At 67.8% G+C, this 16724-nt stretch carries 12 protein-coding genes; 3 read left to right on the top strand and 9 right to left on the bottom strand.

Annotated elements, in window-relative coordinates:
* Window positions 1-135 precede the first annotated feature (135 nt).
* A complete protein-coding gene (locus tag DLJ59_RS11695) occupies window positions 136-924 on the bottom strand; it encodes a hypothetical protein (protein WP_244235971.1) in 789 nt (262 codons plus the stop codon).
* A gap of 405 nt (window positions 925-1329) precedes the next feature.
* Between DLJ59_RS11695 and DLJ59_RS11690 the strand changes: the two genes are divergently transcribed.
* Window positions 1330-2436: a cytochrome P450 family protein gene (locus DLJ59_RS11690; protein ID WP_208648642.1), complete on the top strand. Its 1107-nt coding sequence runs from the start codon at window positions 1330-1332 to the stop codon at window positions 2434-2436.
* A gap of 155 nt (window positions 2437-2591) precedes the next feature.
* Here DLJ59_RS11690 and DLJ59_RS11685 read toward each other — a convergent pair whose 3' ends face one another.
* A complete protein-coding gene (locus tag DLJ59_RS11685; protein WP_124772522.1) occupies window positions 2592-4115 on the bottom strand; it encodes a GMC family oxidoreductase in 1524 nt (507 codons plus the stop codon).
* Between the two features lie 202 nt (window positions 4116-4317).
* Window positions 4318-5397 carry an LLM class flavin-dependent oxidoreductase gene (locus tag DLJ59_RS11680; RefSeq protein ID WP_124772521.1) on the bottom strand — a complete coding sequence of 360 codons (1080 nt, stop codon included), beginning with the start codon at window positions 5395-5397 and terminating at the stop codon, window positions 4318-4320.
* A 133-nt stretch (window positions 5398-5530) separates the two neighbouring features.
* Between DLJ59_RS11680 and DLJ59_RS11675 the strand changes: the two genes are divergently transcribed.
* Window positions 5531-6061, top strand: a complete 531-nt coding sequence (locus DLJ59_RS11675; protein WP_124772520.1) for a MarR family winged helix-turn-helix transcriptional regulator — start codon at window positions 5531-5533, stop codon at window positions 6059-6061.
* A 179-nt stretch (window positions 6062-6240) separates the two neighbouring features.
* Here DLJ59_RS11675 and DLJ59_RS11670 read toward each other — a convergent pair whose 3' ends face one another.
* The 3 genes from DLJ59_RS11670 to DLJ59_RS11660 form a co-directional block, all read right to left on the bottom strand.
* A complete protein-coding gene (locus DLJ59_RS11670; protein ID WP_208648641.1) occupies window positions 6241-7566 on the bottom strand; it encodes an FAD-binding oxidoreductase in 1326 nt (441 codons plus the stop codon).
* A gap of 413 nt (window positions 7567-7979) precedes the next feature.
* Window positions 7980-10127 carry an MMPL family transporter gene (locus DLJ59_RS11665; RefSeq protein ID WP_124772518.1) on the bottom strand — a complete coding sequence of 716 codons (2148 nt, stop codon included), beginning with the start codon at window positions 10125-10127 and terminating at the stop codon, window positions 7980-7982.
* 469 nt (window positions 10128-10596) lie between these two features.
* Complete coding sequence (locus DLJ59_RS11660) at window positions 10597-11034, bottom strand: acyl-CoA thioesterase (protein ID WP_124772517.1); 438 nt, start codon at window positions 11032-11034, stop codon at window positions 10597-10599.
* A 476-nt stretch (window positions 11035-11510) separates the two neighbouring features.
* On the opposite strand from DLJ59_RS11660, the gene DLJ59_RS11655 reads away from it, so the two are divergent.
* Complete coding sequence (locus tag DLJ59_RS11655; protein WP_124772516.1) at window positions 11511-12875, top strand: BTAD domain-containing putative transcriptional regulator; 1365 nt, start codon at window positions 11511-11513, stop codon at window positions 12873-12875.
* Between the two features lie 54 nt (window positions 12876-12929).
* Here DLJ59_RS11655 and DLJ59_RS11650 read toward each other — a convergent pair whose 3' ends face one another.
* The 3 genes from DLJ59_RS11650 to DLJ59_RS11640 form a co-directional block, all read right to left on the bottom strand.
* The gene (locus DLJ59_RS11650; protein WP_124772515.1) at window positions 12930-13523 is read right to left on the bottom strand and encodes a sigma-70 family RNA polymerase sigma factor; all 594 of its coding nucleotides are present in this window, start codon (window positions 13521-13523) and stop codon (window positions 12930-12932) included.
* 293 nt (window positions 13524-13816) lie between these two features.
* Window positions 13817-14725, bottom strand: a complete 909-nt coding sequence (locus DLJ59_RS11645; RefSeq protein WP_124772514.1) for an LLM class flavin-dependent oxidoreductase — start codon at window positions 14723-14725, stop codon at window positions 13817-13819.
* Entirely contained in the window at window positions 14722-16584 is a 1863-nt protein-coding gene (locus tag DLJ59_RS11640) for an LLM class flavin-dependent oxidoreductase (RefSeq protein ID WP_244235970.1), read from the bottom strand. The genes DLJ59_RS11645 and DLJ59_RS11640 overlap by 4 nt, the downstream gene beginning before the upstream one ends.
* Window positions 16585-16724 lie beyond the last annotated feature (140 nt).

Raw genomic sequence — 16724 nt, 5'->3', positions numbered from 1 at the left:
AGAACAGCGCATTCCGGCGCCCTCGATCTGCGTCGGTCCACCGGGAACTGTCGGGTCACGACTCAGCCGGTACGAAGACGGGTGTGCCGGCCCGGCGTAGAGCCGGACCGGCACACCCGTGGATCGGACGGATGGTCAGCTGAAGCGGACCGAGGCGATGGCGTTGTCGAAGTCGATCGTCGCCAGGTCCGCGATGTCACCGTTGATGACCTGCGATCGGCCGGTGCAGTCGGGGCCCACCCAGATCTTCAGCGAGCCGGGGGCCGCGACCGAGGAGGCGACGCCGGGACGGGCCAGGTTCTGGCACCCGTCGCCGGCCACGGCCACGCCCTGGGAGGCGCCGTTGTCGCTGAAGTTGGCGTCGTCGAAGAAGACGGCACTCGTGGCGGGCGGAGCGGTCACGCCACCGGTGCCCGGGTTGTCCTGACCGCCCTCCGGCGCGCCGGCCTTGCCACCGGTCGGGGTCACCCCGAACCACGTGCCTCCGACGCCCTGGCCGAGGGTGTCACCCCGCTTGGTGTCCTTGGCGAACCGGTACACCGGCCAGCCGCCGATGGTGATCTGGAGGGCGCCGTCGGCGCGCCGAACCGTACCGACCGCCGACTTCTTGACCCCCGCGATGAAGATCTTGCCGTTCGACGCGACCGTGACCGGCGGCCAGGTCTGCGCGCATTCTCCGTTGCAGTTCGAGGTGGGCGGGTTGTTGCTGTCCTTGTCGAAGCGGTAGAGCGTCAGTCCCGCCCCGTTCACGACCACGGGGTTGAGGTCGCCGGCCCTGCTGGCGGTCAACTGGACCCACCGCTGCGACGACTGGCGGGCCGCACCCACCGCGAGGCCGCCGTTCGGCACCGCCCAGTCGCCGCTGTTGGCCTCCGACCGGTTCGACTTCGCGGTGCCGGAGAGTAGCGCGAGATCGCCGCCCACCGCACCATTCGAGGGCTCTGTGGCCTCTCCGCCGGCCGGGGCGGACGCCCTCGCCGGCGCGGGTGCCTCAGAGGTCGAACTGCACGCGGTCAACGCCACGCCGGCAGCCATGAGGGCAGCGAAGGGCACCAGATACTTACGCATGATGTCGGGCTCTCCCAGTTTCTATCCGATTCCGGTACGTCCGGACGTCGTTCGGCATCCACACGGACTCCGCTTGGAATCGGTTCAGTCGACTTCGGCCGCACCCGTTGGCGAGGTTCGGGTGAACCCACCGAGGTTCGCTACGTCGACACCGATATGGAGCCTCAAACCCAGCAACCGCCGGTTCAGGGGGAGCCCTTTCTGGGTTTCTTTCGTGGTGACGTCCACAGCGAACTGGCCGACTATCGTGAGCGGCGGCCGGTGACGCCGCTGCGTCTGCCCGACGGGCGGACCGGCTGGCTCTTGACCCGTCACGACGACGTACGCAGGGCGTTGGCTGACCCTCGCCTGGTCAAGGACGGCCTGTTGTCCCCGCTCGGGTTCCGGCCGCAGCTGCCGCCCGACATCTACGCCGCGACCGCACAGAACATGCTCACCGTCGACCCTCCGGACCACACCCGCCTGCGCCGGCTGGTCCAGGGCGCTTTCACCGCGCGACGCATCGCCCGTCTCACGCCGGCCATCACTGCCGTCGCCGACCAGTTGATCGACGAGCTCGACACGCCGGGCCCGCACGACCTCGTGTCGAAGTTCGCATTCCCGCTCCCGATCACGGTCATTTCCGAGCTACTCGGCGTCCCGGCGGGCGACCGCGACAGCTTCATGGAGTCGGCGAGCATCATCGCCGCGGGCGCGCACCGCAGTCGCGAGTTGCCGGGCGCCATGATCGGGATGATCGGCTACATCCGTGACCTTGTCGCCGCCAAACGTCGGCAACCCGGTGACGACCTGATCTCCGCTCTGATTTCCGAGCGGGACAGTGGTGATCAGCTCACGGAGGACGAGCTTGTCTCGACGGTGTATCTGCTGCTGTTGGCTGGGTACGACACGACGGCGAACCTCATCGGCAACGGTGCCTGGCTGCTGCTCGACGACCCCACGCGGTGGAGTGCGGTCCGCGCCGACCCTGATCAGATGTCTCAGGTCGTCGAGGAGGTGCTGCGCTACGAAAGCCCGGTGCAGCTCGGGACTCATCGCATGACCACCGAAGACGTCACGTACGGCGGCCAGACCATCCCGGCCGGCTCGACGGTTCTGCTCTCGATCCTGGCAGCCCATCGTGATCCCGGTCAGTACACCGAGCCGGAGGCATTCGATACGGCCCGCGAACGGAGCCCGCACCTCGCCTTCGGCCACGGGATTCACCACTGCCTCGGCGCGCCACTCGCCCGGCTGGAAGCGCAAGTCGCCTTCACCAGGTTGGTGTCGCGCCTGCCTGAGCTGCGGCTGGTCGAAGGGTTCGCCCCTCGCTGGCGGGCCAGCGCGTTGATGCACGGACTCGACGAACTCCTCGTGACAACGAGCTGAGGATCCGTCTGCGGGTCGTCGGCACGGACGACGCGTCACCGGCTCACCTGGCATCGGGCCGGTGACGCGTCAGATCTTCGCCCGAGCGCCACCCCGGTAGCGAGGCGGCCGACCGGATCGGGCCGTGGTTCGACAACGCCGTTGTTGCTTCCGGCTCAGTGGGTGCCCAGGATCAGATCGGCCGCCCGTTCCCCGATCATCAGGGTTGGTGCGGCGGTGTTGCCCGCGGGAGTGGTGGGCATGACCGAGGCGTCCGCGATCCGCAGCCCGGTCAGGCCGTGGACGAGAAGCTGCGGGTCGACGACTGCCAGCGGGTCGGTGCCGATGCGCGCCGTACCCACCTGGTGATGACCGCTGTCCGCCGAGGCCTGCACGTAGTCGCGAAGTGCGTCGCGGTTCACGCGGCTCGGTCCGGGGTAGACCTCGGACTTGATCCACTCAGCGAGCGCGGGCTGCCCGGCCAGGTTCCGCAGTGATTCGAGGTGGTCGACGAGGGCCTCCGCGTCGCGGGGATCGGACAGGATGCCGGGGTCGATGAGGAGCGCGTCGGTGGGGTTCGCGGAGCGGAGCCGTACCTGGCCATGGCTGTGCGGGTGGAGCAGGATGGCGAGCGCGGTGAATCCCTGCTCCGGCAGGTTTTCGGTGATTGTGGAATAGACGAAGGAGACGAAGACCGCCTGCCGGTCGGGCTGGAGCGCCCCGGCGTCAGGGGAGTCCGTGATCAGCTGGGCCTCGATGCCAGTCATCCGGGGTGTCGGGACGGTGCGGCGGCTCTCCCACACGATGGGGCTGGCGACGTGGTCGCGGAGGTTGCGTCCGACGCCGGGCAGGTCCCGGACCACCTCGATGCCGTGCTGGCGCAGCTCGTCGGCGGCGCCGATGCCGGAGAGCATGAGGAGTTGAGGCGTACCGAAGACGCCGGCGGAGAGCACGACCTCTTTCTCGGCCCGGATCACGTGACGCACCCCGTCCTGAACGTACTCGACTCCGGCCGCCCGGCCGTTGTCAATGACGATCTTCGTGACCAGCGCGTCGGTGATGACCCGCAGCAGCGGTGAGTCGGCCACTGGCTGCACGTACGACCGCCACGCCGTCACCCGGGCCCCTTGCTCGACCGTGGCCTGGGCGTAGCTGGCCCCACGACTGTCCCCGGTGTTGTAGTCGTCGTTGCGGGGATGTCCGGCCTGCACGGCGGCGTCGACGAAGGCCGTCACCAGCGGGTCAGGGTCGATGTGGCGGTGCACCGGAAGCGGACCACGGGTGCCGCGGGCACCGTCGGTCGGACCGTCGTAGTTCTCCAGCCGGCGGAAGTATGGTTCGACCTCCTGCCAGGACCAGCCGGTGGCGCCGGCGGCCGCCCACGCGTCGTAGTCACTGCGCGCGCCGCGGATGTACAGCATGCCGTTGAGGATCGTGCTGCCGCCGAGGCTCCGGCCGCGCGGCTGGTAGAGGACGCGGCCGTTGGCGTGTGACTGCGGCACGGTGGACAGTGCCCAGTCGACCTCGCTGGCGAACAGGGCCGCTGCTCCGAAGGGACTGTCGATTTCGGGCCGCCCGTCCGTCGGGCCAGCCTCGATGACTGCGACGCGGTGTCCTGCGTCGACGAGCCGCCGTACGACCACGGAGCCGGCGGTGCCGGCACCGACGACCACGATGTCGGCGCTCTGGCTGTTTGTCATGATTTTCTCCTTCGCTACCGCGAACTGCCGGTTGAGCCGGCACCCTTTATATTCTTTTCCGCAAACCTTCTGTCTCGCAACATATGTGCTGGTCAACACGTTGGTCGATCGGGGACAACCTGGGTCTTTCGCGACGCCGTCGCACACACCACCGACTCGCTGCGACCCAGCGGCACGCCGAAGACCGGACCGTCCGGCCCGGTCATCCCCTCCCTGGGGTTGTGGCGGTGACGGTTGGGACGGCGAGTTCCCGGCGGAGCACCGGAGCGACCTCGGTGGCGAGCCGCTCGACGGACGCGAGGAGCTGCGCCTGGGGCATTCCGCCGAAGCCGACGTGCAGGAGCAGTCGACTGATGCCGTACACCTCGTGATAGGCCGTGATCTTGTCGATCACCTCCTGGGCGCTGCCGACGACGAGGGCGCCCTGCGGACCGGTGAAGGCGTTGAACTTCTCCGGGCTGAGTACGAATCCCTGGCCCCGCTGGTGGTTGTTGTCCCGGAAGCCGGCGGTGAAGTGCGGGTACATCGTCCGCCGCGCCTCCGTACTGGTCCGGCCGACGTGACCCTGCACGCCCAGCCCGACCCGCAGGGTGGCCGGATCGCGCCCGGCCCGCTCGGCCGCCCGCCGGTAGAGGTCGACGATCCGGGAGTGGCTGCCGACGGTGCCGAGCAGGACCCCGAGCATCACGGGCAGCCCTCGGGCGCCGGTCTCGACGGCGGAGGTCGGCGTGCCGCCCACGCCGACCCAGATCGGCAGCTCCTTCTGAAGGGACCGGGGCGCGATGTCGGCCTCGCGCAACGGTGGGCGGAAGCGCCCGTCCGACCAGGTGAGCGGGTTCGTCTCGCGGATCCGCAGCAGCAGGTCGAGCTTCTCCCGGAACAGGTCCGCGTAGTCGGCGAGGTCGTAGCCGAAGAGCGGAAAGGACTCGGTGTACGACCCGCGCCCCGCGATGATTTCGGCGCGGCCGCTGGACAGCAGGTCGAGGGTGGCGAACTGCTCCCAGACGCGGACCGGGTCGTCGGAGCTGAGCACCGTGACGGCGCTGGTCAGACGGATCCGTCGGGTGCGTTCGGCCATCGCCGCCAGCACCATCGGTGGCGCCGTCGCCACGAAATCCGAACGGTGGTGCTCGCCGACCCCGATAACATCCAGGCCCGCCTGGTCGGCTACCTCGGCGAGTTCGATGACGCCACGTAGGTGCTGGTGCGGTTCGGGAAGCTGGCCGGTGGCCGGGTCGGCGGTGAGTTCGCCGAAGGTGATCAGGCCGATCTCGAACGACATCGTCGGCCTCCTCTCTGGTCTGTGCCGGCTGCGATCAGGGCATGATCTGTGCGGCATACCTTATGTTGGACAACATGTTTGCCGACCAACTCATTCCCGATGGTTTCGCCAGCTCGGCCGTTATCCTTGGGGCATGTTCGCTGCCGGTGATCAATGCGACCTGCCTGCCGACCGCAGACGCGGTTCGAACTTCGGCTGGTCTCTGGGCATGGTGCTGCGCCGCTGGCAGGAGTACGCCGAGGAGGCGTTGACGGACCTGCCGCATGGCAGTCGCGGCTACCACATCCTGGCGGTGGTGGTCCATGAAGAGGTGCCGACGCAGGGCGCGCTGGCGGCCCGCCTGGTGATCGACCGCAGCGTCCTGACCTATGTCATAGATGACCTGGAGAACGCGGGGCTCATCGAGCGGCAGCTGGATCCACGCGACCGACGCGCCCGCCGGATCGTGGCCACCGAACGCGGGCGCCAAGCACTCGCCGACGCCGAACGTCGGGTGGCCCATGCCGAGAACCACGTGCTGGGCGGGCTGCCCGAGGAGCAGCGGGACGTCTTTCGCAACCTCGCCGAGCGCACCGCCGAGGCGATCCACGCTGCCGCACCGGGGACGGACCCCTGCGCCGCGGTGACCAGCGTGCTACCCCCGGCAGAACAGGCCGCCTCCTGACGCACACGTGCCCGCCGGCCGCTGCACGCCACGCCGACGACGATGTCCTGCCGGAGAGGGCTGGAGGGGCCGCTCTCATCCCGGGCGAGAAGGCCAGTTGCAAGGTGTGGGCGGTGAGGTGCCTCGCTCCTTGACGGCTGACCGTCGGCACAGGAGAGTGCCTGTGCCGACGGCCGAGCTCAGGCGGGAGCGATACCCGGGGTGCCCCCGAAAATGTTCGTCGGGTCGTAGCTGGCCTTGATCTCGGCCAGTCGCCCGTACGTCTCCGGCAGGTACGCCTCGGCGACCGCCTTCGGGGTGGCTTCGGCGGCGGTCAGGAAGTTCAGGAACTGGCGGCCGGTGCTCCACGGCCGGATGCCCTCGAAGACGCGGCCCAGGTGAGCCTGGATCGCCTCGGCCTGGTCAGGCCCACCGATCCCGACGGCGTAACAGGTGAAGGCGGCACCCTGCAGGTCGGTGGCGTTGCCGGAGTAGGGCCGGCGCTCCAGCGCACCGCCGAGGAGCCGAAGCTCGAAGATGGCCAGCGGGCTGCCCGCGTCGGGGCCGGCGTGCGCGACGATGGCATCGACAAGTTCCGGGGTGAACTCGGACAACAGTCCCGACCTGTCCTGGACCGGGATCGGGTTCGGCGGGTCGGCGTGGATCGAGGCGATCGCGGTGTACGGCATCTCGGTGACCGAGTCGATCAGTGTCGGGGCGATGGCCCGCAGCGGTGCGACCAGTCGCTCCCCTTCCTCAGCAGACCCGACGTAGGCGATCCGTACGTGTACCACCATCCCGCCGCGCAGCGGCTCCGGCACCTCGGGAAGGGGCGGCAGCTGGAGCAACGCGATGGACGAGTTCATCTCGTCCGGCACACTGGCGGTCCACCGGCCCCACGCGGTGAGCACCTCGGACGCCCGGTCACCGGTGAAGAAGAGGCCGCCGCCGTAGATGTGGCTGACCGGGAAGAGGTTGAACTCCATGGCGGTCACCACACCGACGGGGGAGCCCTTGCCACCCCGCAAGGCCCAGAACAGACCCGGCTCGTCGGTGGCGGTCGCCACGCGCAGCTGACCGTCAGCAGTGACCAACTCGATCCGGCGTACCTGGTCGGCGGCGAAGCCGAAGGTCCGGCCGATCGGGCTCAACCCGCCGCCCAGGGTGTAGCCGACCACCCCGACGGTGGGCGCCGCGCCGTTCAACGGGGCCAGGCCGTGCTTGCCGGCGGCCTCGACGACCTGCCGCCATCGGACACCGGCCTCAACCCGGGCGGTACGCGCCTCGACGTCGATGGTGACCGCGTCCATCCGCCGGGTGTTGATCAGGACCGTCCCGGCCGAGGAAGGCGCGGAGTGACCGGTGGCCAGCACCGCGACCGGCAGGCCCTGCTCGGCTGCGAATCGGATGGCAGCCTGGACGTCGCCCACACCCTCGGCGCCTACCACGAGCGCCGGCCGCTGCGGGACGGCGAGGTTGTACGACGCGCACTCGGCGTCATACCCGTCGTCGTCCGGAAGGAACACTGGTCCAACCGTCTGGGCGGCGAGGCGTGCTGCCGCATCCGCGTTGATCGCAGAGCCACCCTGGGGTGAATTCTGGCTGGGGTTCATCAAGATAGCCCTTCGTGAGATTGGGAGCGAGCATCCGATTCAGCAGACGCGGTCATGCGCGGCCAAGTTCGAATGTCCGGCTATCTCGTGTCACGCCTCACACCGGCGACGTTAGTTGAAAAATGCCAGGTCAGAGCCGATGGCATGGGCTCTCATCGTTGTCGGCCATGGTGTCCTCATTTGGAGTTCGACTGCGTGGATTTCGGTTCTGTCAGTGATGCGGAAATGCTGAGATGGTGCCGAGTGGCCGAGCAGGATGCGCTGCCGCATTCGAAGACGGCAGCACCGGCTGGAGGCAGTGCCGCAGGCCGGTGCTGCCGCGCGGATCAGAGGGCGCTGACCGGCTCCGCCGGACGGCCCTCGTTCGTGTCACAGTCGTCGGTCAGCGCATCGGGCATGGCGTGTCCCCGGCCAAGGGTCGGCAGGATCCGGTCCAGCCACGTCGGTAGCCACCAGTTGGAACGGCCGAAGAGCATCATGGTCGCCGGCACCAGGACCAGCCTGACGATCGTGGCGTCGAGGGCGACCGCGGTGGCCAGCCCGAGGCCGATCATCTTCGTGACGATGTCGGCGTTCGTCACGAATCCGGCGAACACCACCACCATGATCAGCGCCGCGGCGGTGATGGTCCGAGCGGTGGCGGCCAGGCCACGCACCACGCTCTGGAACGGATCCCCGGTGGCCAGCCACTCTTCCCTGATCCGGGACAGCAGGAAGACCTCGTAATCCATGGAGAGCCCGAACAGGACAGCGAAGAGCAGCAGCGGAACCCAGGTCGAGACCGGTACCGGATGGTCCACCCCGAGCAGTTGGCTGCCCCAGCCCCACTGGAAGACCATGGTCAGCACGCCGTACGCGGCTGCGACGCTGAGCAGGTTGACCAGCGCGGCCTTGATCGGCACCAGGATGCTGCGGAACACGACGGTCAGCAGGATCAGAGACAGACCGACCACCACAACGACCACCAGCCACAGCCGCTCGGCCAGCAGGTCGGCGATGTCGACGAAGACCGCGGTGACCCCGGTGATCTCCGCACCCGCCGGCAACACATCGTCGCGGAGTTGGTTCACCAACTCACCGGAGCGCTCGTCCTGCGGGCCGAACGCCAACTGCACGGTCAGCACGGCTGCCGTGGCGTCGGGTGCCACCATCGTCTCCGAGACCGTCGCTACCCCGGGCACGGCCGCGATCTGGTTCCGCAACGCCGGTACGGACTCCTGCGGCACCGCGGCCAGATCCACGGCCACCACGAGCGGGGCGTACGCGCCAGGACCGAATTCGGCGGCGATGAGGTCGTACGCCCGCCGGACCGTGTTCTCGGTGGGTTGGCTGCCCGCGTCCTGCGGCCAGGTCCGCATGGTCAGCGCGGGCGCGCCGAGCAGCAGCAGGGCCGCGAGGGCGAGCAGGGCCCACCCCGCGGGACGCCGGCCCACCCGTGCCGCCCAGCGGGCGGTCACCGGCGGCCGCTGCGACGCGGTGCTGGGGGGCCGACGACGACCGATGATCCGCCGCCCGCTGATCGCGCACAGCGCCGGTACCAGCGTGACCGCCGCCGTCATCACTGTCGCCACGACGATGGCCGTGGCGTACCCGTACGTCCGGTACGCGGCGAGGCCGGAGAAGACCAGCCCGAACAGGGACAGCAACACCACCGCGCCGGCTACCAGGATTGACCGACCGGCGGTCGCGGTGGCCCGGGCTGCCGCAGCGCGTGGTTCCAGCCCGGCACGCAGCCCCTCCACGTGCCGGGTCACCAGCAGCAGGGCGTAGTCGATACCGACACCCAGACCGACCATCGCGGCGGCGGTCGGCGCGGTGGTGCCGATGTCGGTGAGTGCGGATAGCAGCAGGATTCCCGACGTGCCGATGCCGAGCCCGATCAGCGCGGAGATGATCGGCAGCCCGGCCGCCACCAGCGAGCCGAAGGCGATGATCAGAATGACGAGCGCGACCAGCACGCCAATCAGTTCACCCGTGTGACTTGTGGGCTTGTCGCCCTCCGGCACCTGGCCCGCGTACTCCACCTGAAGGCCCGCGTCCCGGGCCGGCCCGGTTGCGGCACGCAGCTGGTCCACGGCGTCGTCATCGAGGTCGGTCACCGGCGCTGTGTAACGGACATCGATGATCGCACTGTCCTGATCGGAGGAGACCTGCGCGGGGCCGGCCAGACCGACCCGGTCCACGGCACCCAGCGCTGCGACCACCCGGGCGAGCAACGCCCCATCAAGCTGGCCGCCGTCCGGGTCGTGCACCACCACCCGCGCCTCGGTGCCGGACAGACCCGGGAACCGCTCACGGAGGAGGTCTGTGCCGGCCTGCGATGAGGTGCCGGGTACGTCGTAGTCGTCGCGCGGTGTGCCGCCAGCGGCGGCCGCCAGCCCAAGTGCCAGCGCCAGGGTCACGAACCAGGCGGAAAGGGTCAACCAGGGACGGGCCGCGCAGAGCGTCCCGATCCAGTGCAGCGTTCGATTCACCGTCGGGCCCTTCCAGGACGGGGTTCCCGGGTGGGTGCCACAGTCGGCACGTTCAGAATTGAACTCGGTCTCATGCCATTGAAGACGGGGCGAACCGGGGGTCGTTCACCGACTGGTTGATGACGCCGACACTGCCCCACGCCCGGCCAAGTTGCTTTTCGCACTGTGGTGTGCAGAGACTCCGGCTGCGATGTCAAGGTGTCTGAACTGCGAAGACGTGTGCCATCAATCGGCGGTCACCGCTGTTCTCTGCGGCTTCCGAATCGAATCATCGACGTACTCGTCGGTACTGTCGCTTTGCGCAACGGAAGGCCTACGAACGGTCGATCCGCGGTGAGATCGTCGGCTTCGTGACCTGAATTACTGCCGTCGCTGCCTTCGGTTGGGCCTCAAAGAGCCGCCGTTCCGCAGCGGGGGAGCGAGTGTCTCTTCGAGGCGACTTGCGGACTCCTCGTCGCCGAGGACGAGTTCAGCTCCGATCATCGACGGGCGGGAGGTCGACGACCGACGGTCGGCGGAGGAACTGGCGCCAGACGACAACACCGTTGTCGACCAGTTTGCGTTCGGTGAGATTCATCAAGCCGGTCAGGCTGGTGACCTCGGCGGCCAGGGCGCCGTCGGAGCGGCGGACGGTTGACTGAATGACTCTGACGAACTTCGGTGACGGGTACTCGAATCGCGTTTCGACGTCGATCTCGTCGCCGAGCATGAGTTCGCGTCGGTATTTGATGGAAACATCCAGCTCTACCGGGCCGAAACCCGCCGCGGCAAGCTGCTCGACCGACAGCCCTGCCTGGGCGAGCGCGATCCAACGGGCGTGTACGGCGTAGTTGAGGTACTGGGATCCACGAACGTGCCCGTTCGAATCGATGTCGTCGCTGCGGATGATGATGTGCGTCGAGTGCATGGCCGTCTCCGTTGTAGCGTCGTGTGGAGCCTCTGACCTGTACCGACGAGCCCGAGGTGCCAAGGTTCAGTGGACCCGCCCAGCCGGCGGCGTGGCCTGGAGCCCAGCTGGTGACGCGGCCCGGACCGGGCCGTCGCGGCCGCCGTCGTCTCGGCGAGTTTCGGTCGCGTCACATACGTGTGATTGAGGCTGCGGCAATCGTCATGGCTGAAGTCGAAAGATCGGTGGGCGGACGGGCGGTGGTTCATTGTCGTCGTGCGGATAGGTCCCGGTTGCGTACTCAACGGAACGCTGTCGTTACTGGCCGAGTTGGCGAGGGTTGCCGGTAGACTGTCCACGTTCGGTGCGCGGGTATGGTTGGCCTGACCCGGCCGACCAGGCCATAGAACTGAAATTTGTGGATGGGACAGTGCCCCGGGTCGAATTCTGGATGAAATTTCTCCATAGCACTGTGTTCACGGCGGAAAGGCTTACCCGTGACTAACGACGCTGGCGGATCTCCGGCCTTGCAGTTCGAGGTGCTCGGTCCGATCCGGGTTCGGCGCCACGGTCAGGAGCTAGATCTTGGCCCTCGCCAGCAGCGGCTGATCCTGGCGCTTCTTCTTGCTCGCGCCGGTGAACCTGTGGGCACCGGCGAAATAGTCTCGATGTTGTGGGGGAGCCAGCCGCCAACGAGCGCTGTCAACATTGTGCATCGTTATGTGGGCAATCTGCGCCGTCTTGTCGAGCCGACTCTCGGTCCTCGGACGAGAAGCTGTCTGCTCGTTTCCAATGCCGCTGGCTATCGCCTCGTAACGGACGAGAAAAGTCTGGATCTGCTGCTCTTCCGAAGGCTCGCACTGGAGGCGCGGGCGGCGGTCAACGTGCGGCAACCGGATGCGGCGATGGCAGTCTATTCCGAAGCCCTGGAGCTCTGGCGAGGACCGTGCGCGGGCGCTTCAGATCTGCTGGCAGAGCAGTCTGACGCGTTCGACGCGATTGACCACGAATGCGCCAGGATCGCGGGTGAGGCAGCCGACCTCTCGCTGAGCTCGGACGGCGGTCGCTCCATGCTCCGTGCACTGAGATGCATGGCGACCTCCTATCAATATGATGAGGCACTGCAGGCCAAGCTGATGCTGATCCTGTCTGCCGCCGGTCAGCAAGCTGATGCGATCGCCGTCTATCACTCGCTGCGTCGCAAGCTCACGGAGGAGTTGGGGATCGACCCCGGCGCCGAACTCCGCGCGGCCTATCGTCAAATCCTCCAGAGTTCGGGCACGGATGGCGCGCAAGAGAAGGAAAGGCGCCAGCAAAACACCAAGCCGGGGCGCGAGGCGGGCTGTGAAAGTTGCGACGCGCGCAGTGTGACTGCTTCGCCCGAGCATATTTCGCAGTCTCATTATGACGGCGTCACTCATACCACGCCAATTACGGTCAGCGCCGACGATGTCGGTCCCACCGGGCATGTCCGTAGCTCGAGGTACCTCGACTACTCCGTCCAAGCTCGGTGGGCGGCGCTCGCCGACGCCGGTCTGTCAGTCAAGGAGTTGGCGTCAGCTGGCCTGGGGCCTGTGGAACTCGACGTATCCATCAAATACATGCGTGAGTTGGTTTTCGGTGATGAGATCGATGTCGTCACCCGTTTCGAATACCCGTCTCCAAAGATCGTCCGGCTCGTCCAGTCGGTGATCCGGCGCTCCGACGGTGAACTGGTCGCGGTGGTGACCGCCGTTACCGGTCTGATGGAAATCGCATCGCGACGGTTGGTCGACAATGCCGCCGACATTTGGGCGGACTTCCTGCGGGACCTGGCCGTCGTGGGCCTCGCCAGTCCGTCGGAGACCGAGCAACTGTCCTGACCGGCGCGGCCGTGCCATGAACGGAAAGTGATGGCGGCGAGGTCGGCTCTCCGATCACCGGCCGGTTGGCTCAGCCCCGTCCAGGACGTCCCGCAGGAACTTCATGGCGTAATGCGAACGCGACTTCACGGTGCCGACAGGAACGCCGAGCTGCGCGGCGGTCGCCTCCAGCGAGTTGCCCTTCACGTGCAACTCGACGAGGACGGACCGGTGGGCCGGACTGAGCCGGGTGATGGCCTGCTGCAGCGTCAGCTTGGCGATCACCGCTTCGGCAGCTTCGTTTCCCAAGCCGACGGGGTCGGTGTCGACAAGGCTGATCTCCGCCGGTCGCGACTGTCGTTTCCGGTATGCGTCGATGGCCAATCGACGTGCCACGGTAAACAGCCAGCGACGTTGCGAATTGGGCTCGGTAGGCACCGCGTCGAGGTTGCGCCAGGCGCGCAGCATGGTCTCCTGTACCAGGTCCTCAGCGGTGTGGGCCGCGTCCGCAGACACCAGGCCCCGCAGGAAACGCAGCAGAGCTCGGCCATTGTTGCCGTGGATTTCCTTGATGAAGAACTCGGCGCGGGACCCCGGCGACTGGGCGTCGCCGGGGAAGCCCGCAGGTGTGTCTGGGTCGACGCTGCTGAGCGCAGTACCAGTGGTCATGATTCATCCCCCGTAGCTATTCCGGCAGATCCGGGGGCAAGCCTAGGAGGTGCGAGTGTAAATCCACTTAATTGCTGGTTACTTCGCTCTGAGTGATCGACACCACAGGGTCCGGCAGCCCGGACAGCGCGCTATCAAGCAATTTATTCCAGAACTGCCGAGCTCTTCAAAAATGAGGGAATGCCGATTTTCGGGAATGCCCTGTAGAGGTACGCATCCACCATCCGCGACACGGCCGCTCCTTCTTGTTCGACGTCTGCTGGCCCGGAAGGTTCAGTCGCCCTGCGACGTGGCTATCGCGCCGGCGTGCGTTCCCGCTCGACGGCCTCTCGTACGGCAGGTGCGATCTCGGCGCCGAAGCGCTGGGTGATGCTCGGGTCGTCTCCACCGATGATGAAGGCGCTGATGCCGTGCCGGAGTGCCAGGTCGACGATCTGGTCGACCCAGGCAGCGGGCGGGCCGTTGAGAAGCCCACGCGGAGCCGACGAGAGCTGGACGTTCATGAAGTTCATCAGCCGTCGTACGGCTGCCGGATCGCGGCCGGCGTCGTGCGCCGCGCCGTCGATTAGCGCATTGAGTTCGGGTATCGAGTCGGCACCCCGGGGCAGGTACTCGATGCTGGGCAGCCAGCCGTCGGCGACCGCACCGGTGAGCGCGAGCATCTTGGGCTTGTACGCCCCGACCCAGACCGGGATGTCGTGGGCGGGACGCGGTCCGCGTCGGGCGCCGTTGACCGAGTAGTACTGCCCGTCGTAGTTCACCTCACCGGAGATGGTGGTGTCCCAGATCTCGCGGATGATCTCGATTCCTTCGCGCAGCGCGGTGACGCCCTGGGCGGCGCTGAGCCGGCGGCCTCCCATGGCGGCGATGCCGTCCCAGAACGCACCGGCGCCGATGCCGAGTTCGAAGCGGCCGCCGCTGAGGATGTCGAGCGAGGCGGCGGCCCGGGCCAGGACGGCCGGTGGCCGTAGCGGCAGGCTGGTGACGTTGGCGTTGAGGTGGATGCGCTCGGTGCGGGCTGCGGCGAAGGCGAGCAGGGTCGACGTGTCCAGGAACGAGGCCTGGTACGGGTGGTCCTGAAAGCTGACGAGGTCGAGGCCGGCCCGGTCCGCGGTGACCGCCAGGTCGACAACCTGTCGGGCCCGTTGTGCGGCGGGTGTGATGAAAGTTCCGAAGAGCAGGTCGTGTCCGTAGTCGGTCATGCCCGTGGCTCCTTCGTCGTTTGCGGATCGATGTTGAAGTTGTCCCGGAAGAGGTTGTCCGGGTCGTAGCGGCGTTTGAGCGTTCGGAGACGCTCCAACACCGGTGCCGGGAAGGCGTCGAGCAGTCGCTCGGGACTGCGGTCGGTCTCGAAGCTGAGGTAGAGGCCGTCGGAGTGCGGGCGCATTGGCTCCCATACCGCGTTGAGGCGCTGATTGTTCTGGCCCATCGCCGTCAGCTGAAATGCCGGTGTCCGGTGGGTGAAGGACGCTTCGCCTGCTGCGATGTCGGCGATCGCGCCGCCCATGGCCCGCAGCTCGAAGAAGTAGACGCCGCCGCTGCGGAGCATCGCCGCGGCATCATGGGCGAATTCGGGGGTCGCTGCGGGCAGGAACGCCGACCGTGAGTTCGGCTCGCCGAATCCCTGCTGGCCGTTCGGCCCGACGTCGGCGGCGTTCCCCATGACTCCCGAATACGGCGTCATCACCACCTGTTGACGGGCGAGTGTCCCGAGTTCCAGGAACGGTGTCAGGCGCGCAACGACGGTGTCGGGGTCCGGGTTGTCGACGACCGCAAAAAGTTGGATGGTCGACATGCCCTCGCGCGGCTGCCCGGTCACGAAGAACACCGTCGTGTCCCGCGGGGCCGAACTGGCCAGTTCAGCGTAGCGGCGCAGCGACTGCTCGATGTCGGTGGAGAGTAGGACGAGTTGCGCCCAGCCGACCTCGCCCACCTCGTCGACTTCGAATTCGAACGAGGTGGCGATGCCGAAGTTGGCTCCCGCTCCCCGTACGGCCCAGAACAGTTCCGGATTGTGCTCTCTGCTCGCCTGCACCTGTCGTCCGTCGGCGAGCACGAGGTCAACCGACCGGAGATGGTCGATCGTCAGGCCATGGTTGCGTGAGAGCAGGCCGATCCCGGCAGCGGTGGCGAGCCCACCGACGCCGACGCCGCCGTAGTCGCCCGAGCCGAGTGCCCACCCGTGCGGGGTCAGGGCCGCGGCGACCTGCTTCCAGGTCGCTCCGGGGCCGATGCGCACGAGTCGGCGGGCGGGGTCCACCACCCGGATCGTGTTCATGGCGCCCACGTCGATGACCAGGCCGCCCTGGTTTGTCGAGCGGCCGCTGATGCCGTGGCCGGCGCTGCGGATACCGAGGGGCAGGTGCCGGTGTCGCCGGGCGAACTCGATTGCGTCCGACACCTCCGCCGGTGTCCGGGGTCGCAGCACGAGGCCGGGAGCACCACCGCGCAGATAGGTCGAGGACAGGGAGCGGTAGGGCGGATCGCCGGGCTCGACCGCGGTGTCGGCGAGGGACGCTGGTACGCCGTCGTAGTCGATGTTGGGCTTGCGCTGGGCGCGCACCGCCGTCGAGCGCCGGCGTACGCCGCCCTGGTGGTCGCGACCGGCGGCGAGCGCCGCGAGGCGTTCGACGTCCTCGCGCGAATCCACCGGGACCACGACGGGTAGATCGGCCTCGGCGAGGCTGGCCAGCTCCTCCGGCTTCGCGCCCCGTGGCGCGACGACCCAGCCTGAGGGGTCGGAGATGATCCTTCCCTGCGCCAGGATGTCGATGCTGTCCTGCGCCTTGGTGATCACGCTCGGGTAGGGCGCTTCGGGGTCGGTCGGATCGGGAGTGGTGGCGGCGCCAGCGGGGGCACCGATGGCGATTCGGCTGGTCGATCCCGCGAGCCAGACCGCCGCGGTCCAGGGGTCCAGGCCGGCTGACCTCCCGGTCGCTTCGTCGGCGACGACCACAAGGTCCAGGCCCCGTTCCTCTGCGAGGCGGGCCAGTTCGACTGTCTCCAGCGGCGCGCGGGCCAACCGTGACGCGTCGAGAACGATGCCGATCTCCATGACCATCTAAATCTTCCTCATCCCGGACTCGTCGGCGCGAGTGGTCGGCCACTCGCGGCCTGAACTGTGCGCAGCCGGCTCCCACGGATCTGGTACCGGTGTCTTCGCTCAGTAAGACGCTCTGTCGGGGAGATGATATTCCAAGC

It is taken from the genome of Micromonospora inaquosa, assembly GCF_003857055.1.
In the GTDB taxonomy this organism is placed as follows: Bacteria; Actinomycetota; Actinomycetes; order Mycobacteriales; family Micromonosporaceae; genus Micromonospora; species Micromonospora inaquosa.
This window is presented reverse-complemented; position numbering and strand designations above follow the sequence as displayed.

Coding starts and splice junctions, on each gene's coding strand:
- DLJ59_RS11640 (WP_244235970.1), bottom strand. CDS start 16,584: ATGGTCATGGAGATCGGCATCGTTCTCGACGCGTCACGGTTGGCCCGC.
- DLJ59_RS11675 (WP_124772520.1), top strand. CDS start 5,531: ATGTTCGCTGCCGGTGATCAATGCGACCTGCCTGCCGACCGCAGACGC.
- DLJ59_RS11650 (WP_124772515.1), bottom strand. CDS start 13,523: ATGACCACTGGTACTGCGCTCAGCAGCGTCGACCCAGACACACCTGCG.
- DLJ59_RS11685 (WP_124772522.1), bottom strand. CDS start 4,115: ATGACAAACAGCCAGAGCGCCGACATCGTGGTCGTCGGTGCCGGCACC.
- DLJ59_RS11660 (WP_124772517.1), bottom strand. CDS start 11,034: ATGCACTCGACGCACATCATCATCCGCAGCGACGACATCGATTCGAAC.
- DLJ59_RS11645 (WP_124772514.1), bottom strand. CDS start 14,725: ATGACCGACTACGGACACGACCTGCTCTTCGGAACTTTCATCACACCC.
- DLJ59_RS11680 (WP_124772521.1), bottom strand. CDS start 5,397: ATGTCGTTCGAGATCGGCCTGATCACCTTCGGCGAACTCACCGCCGAC.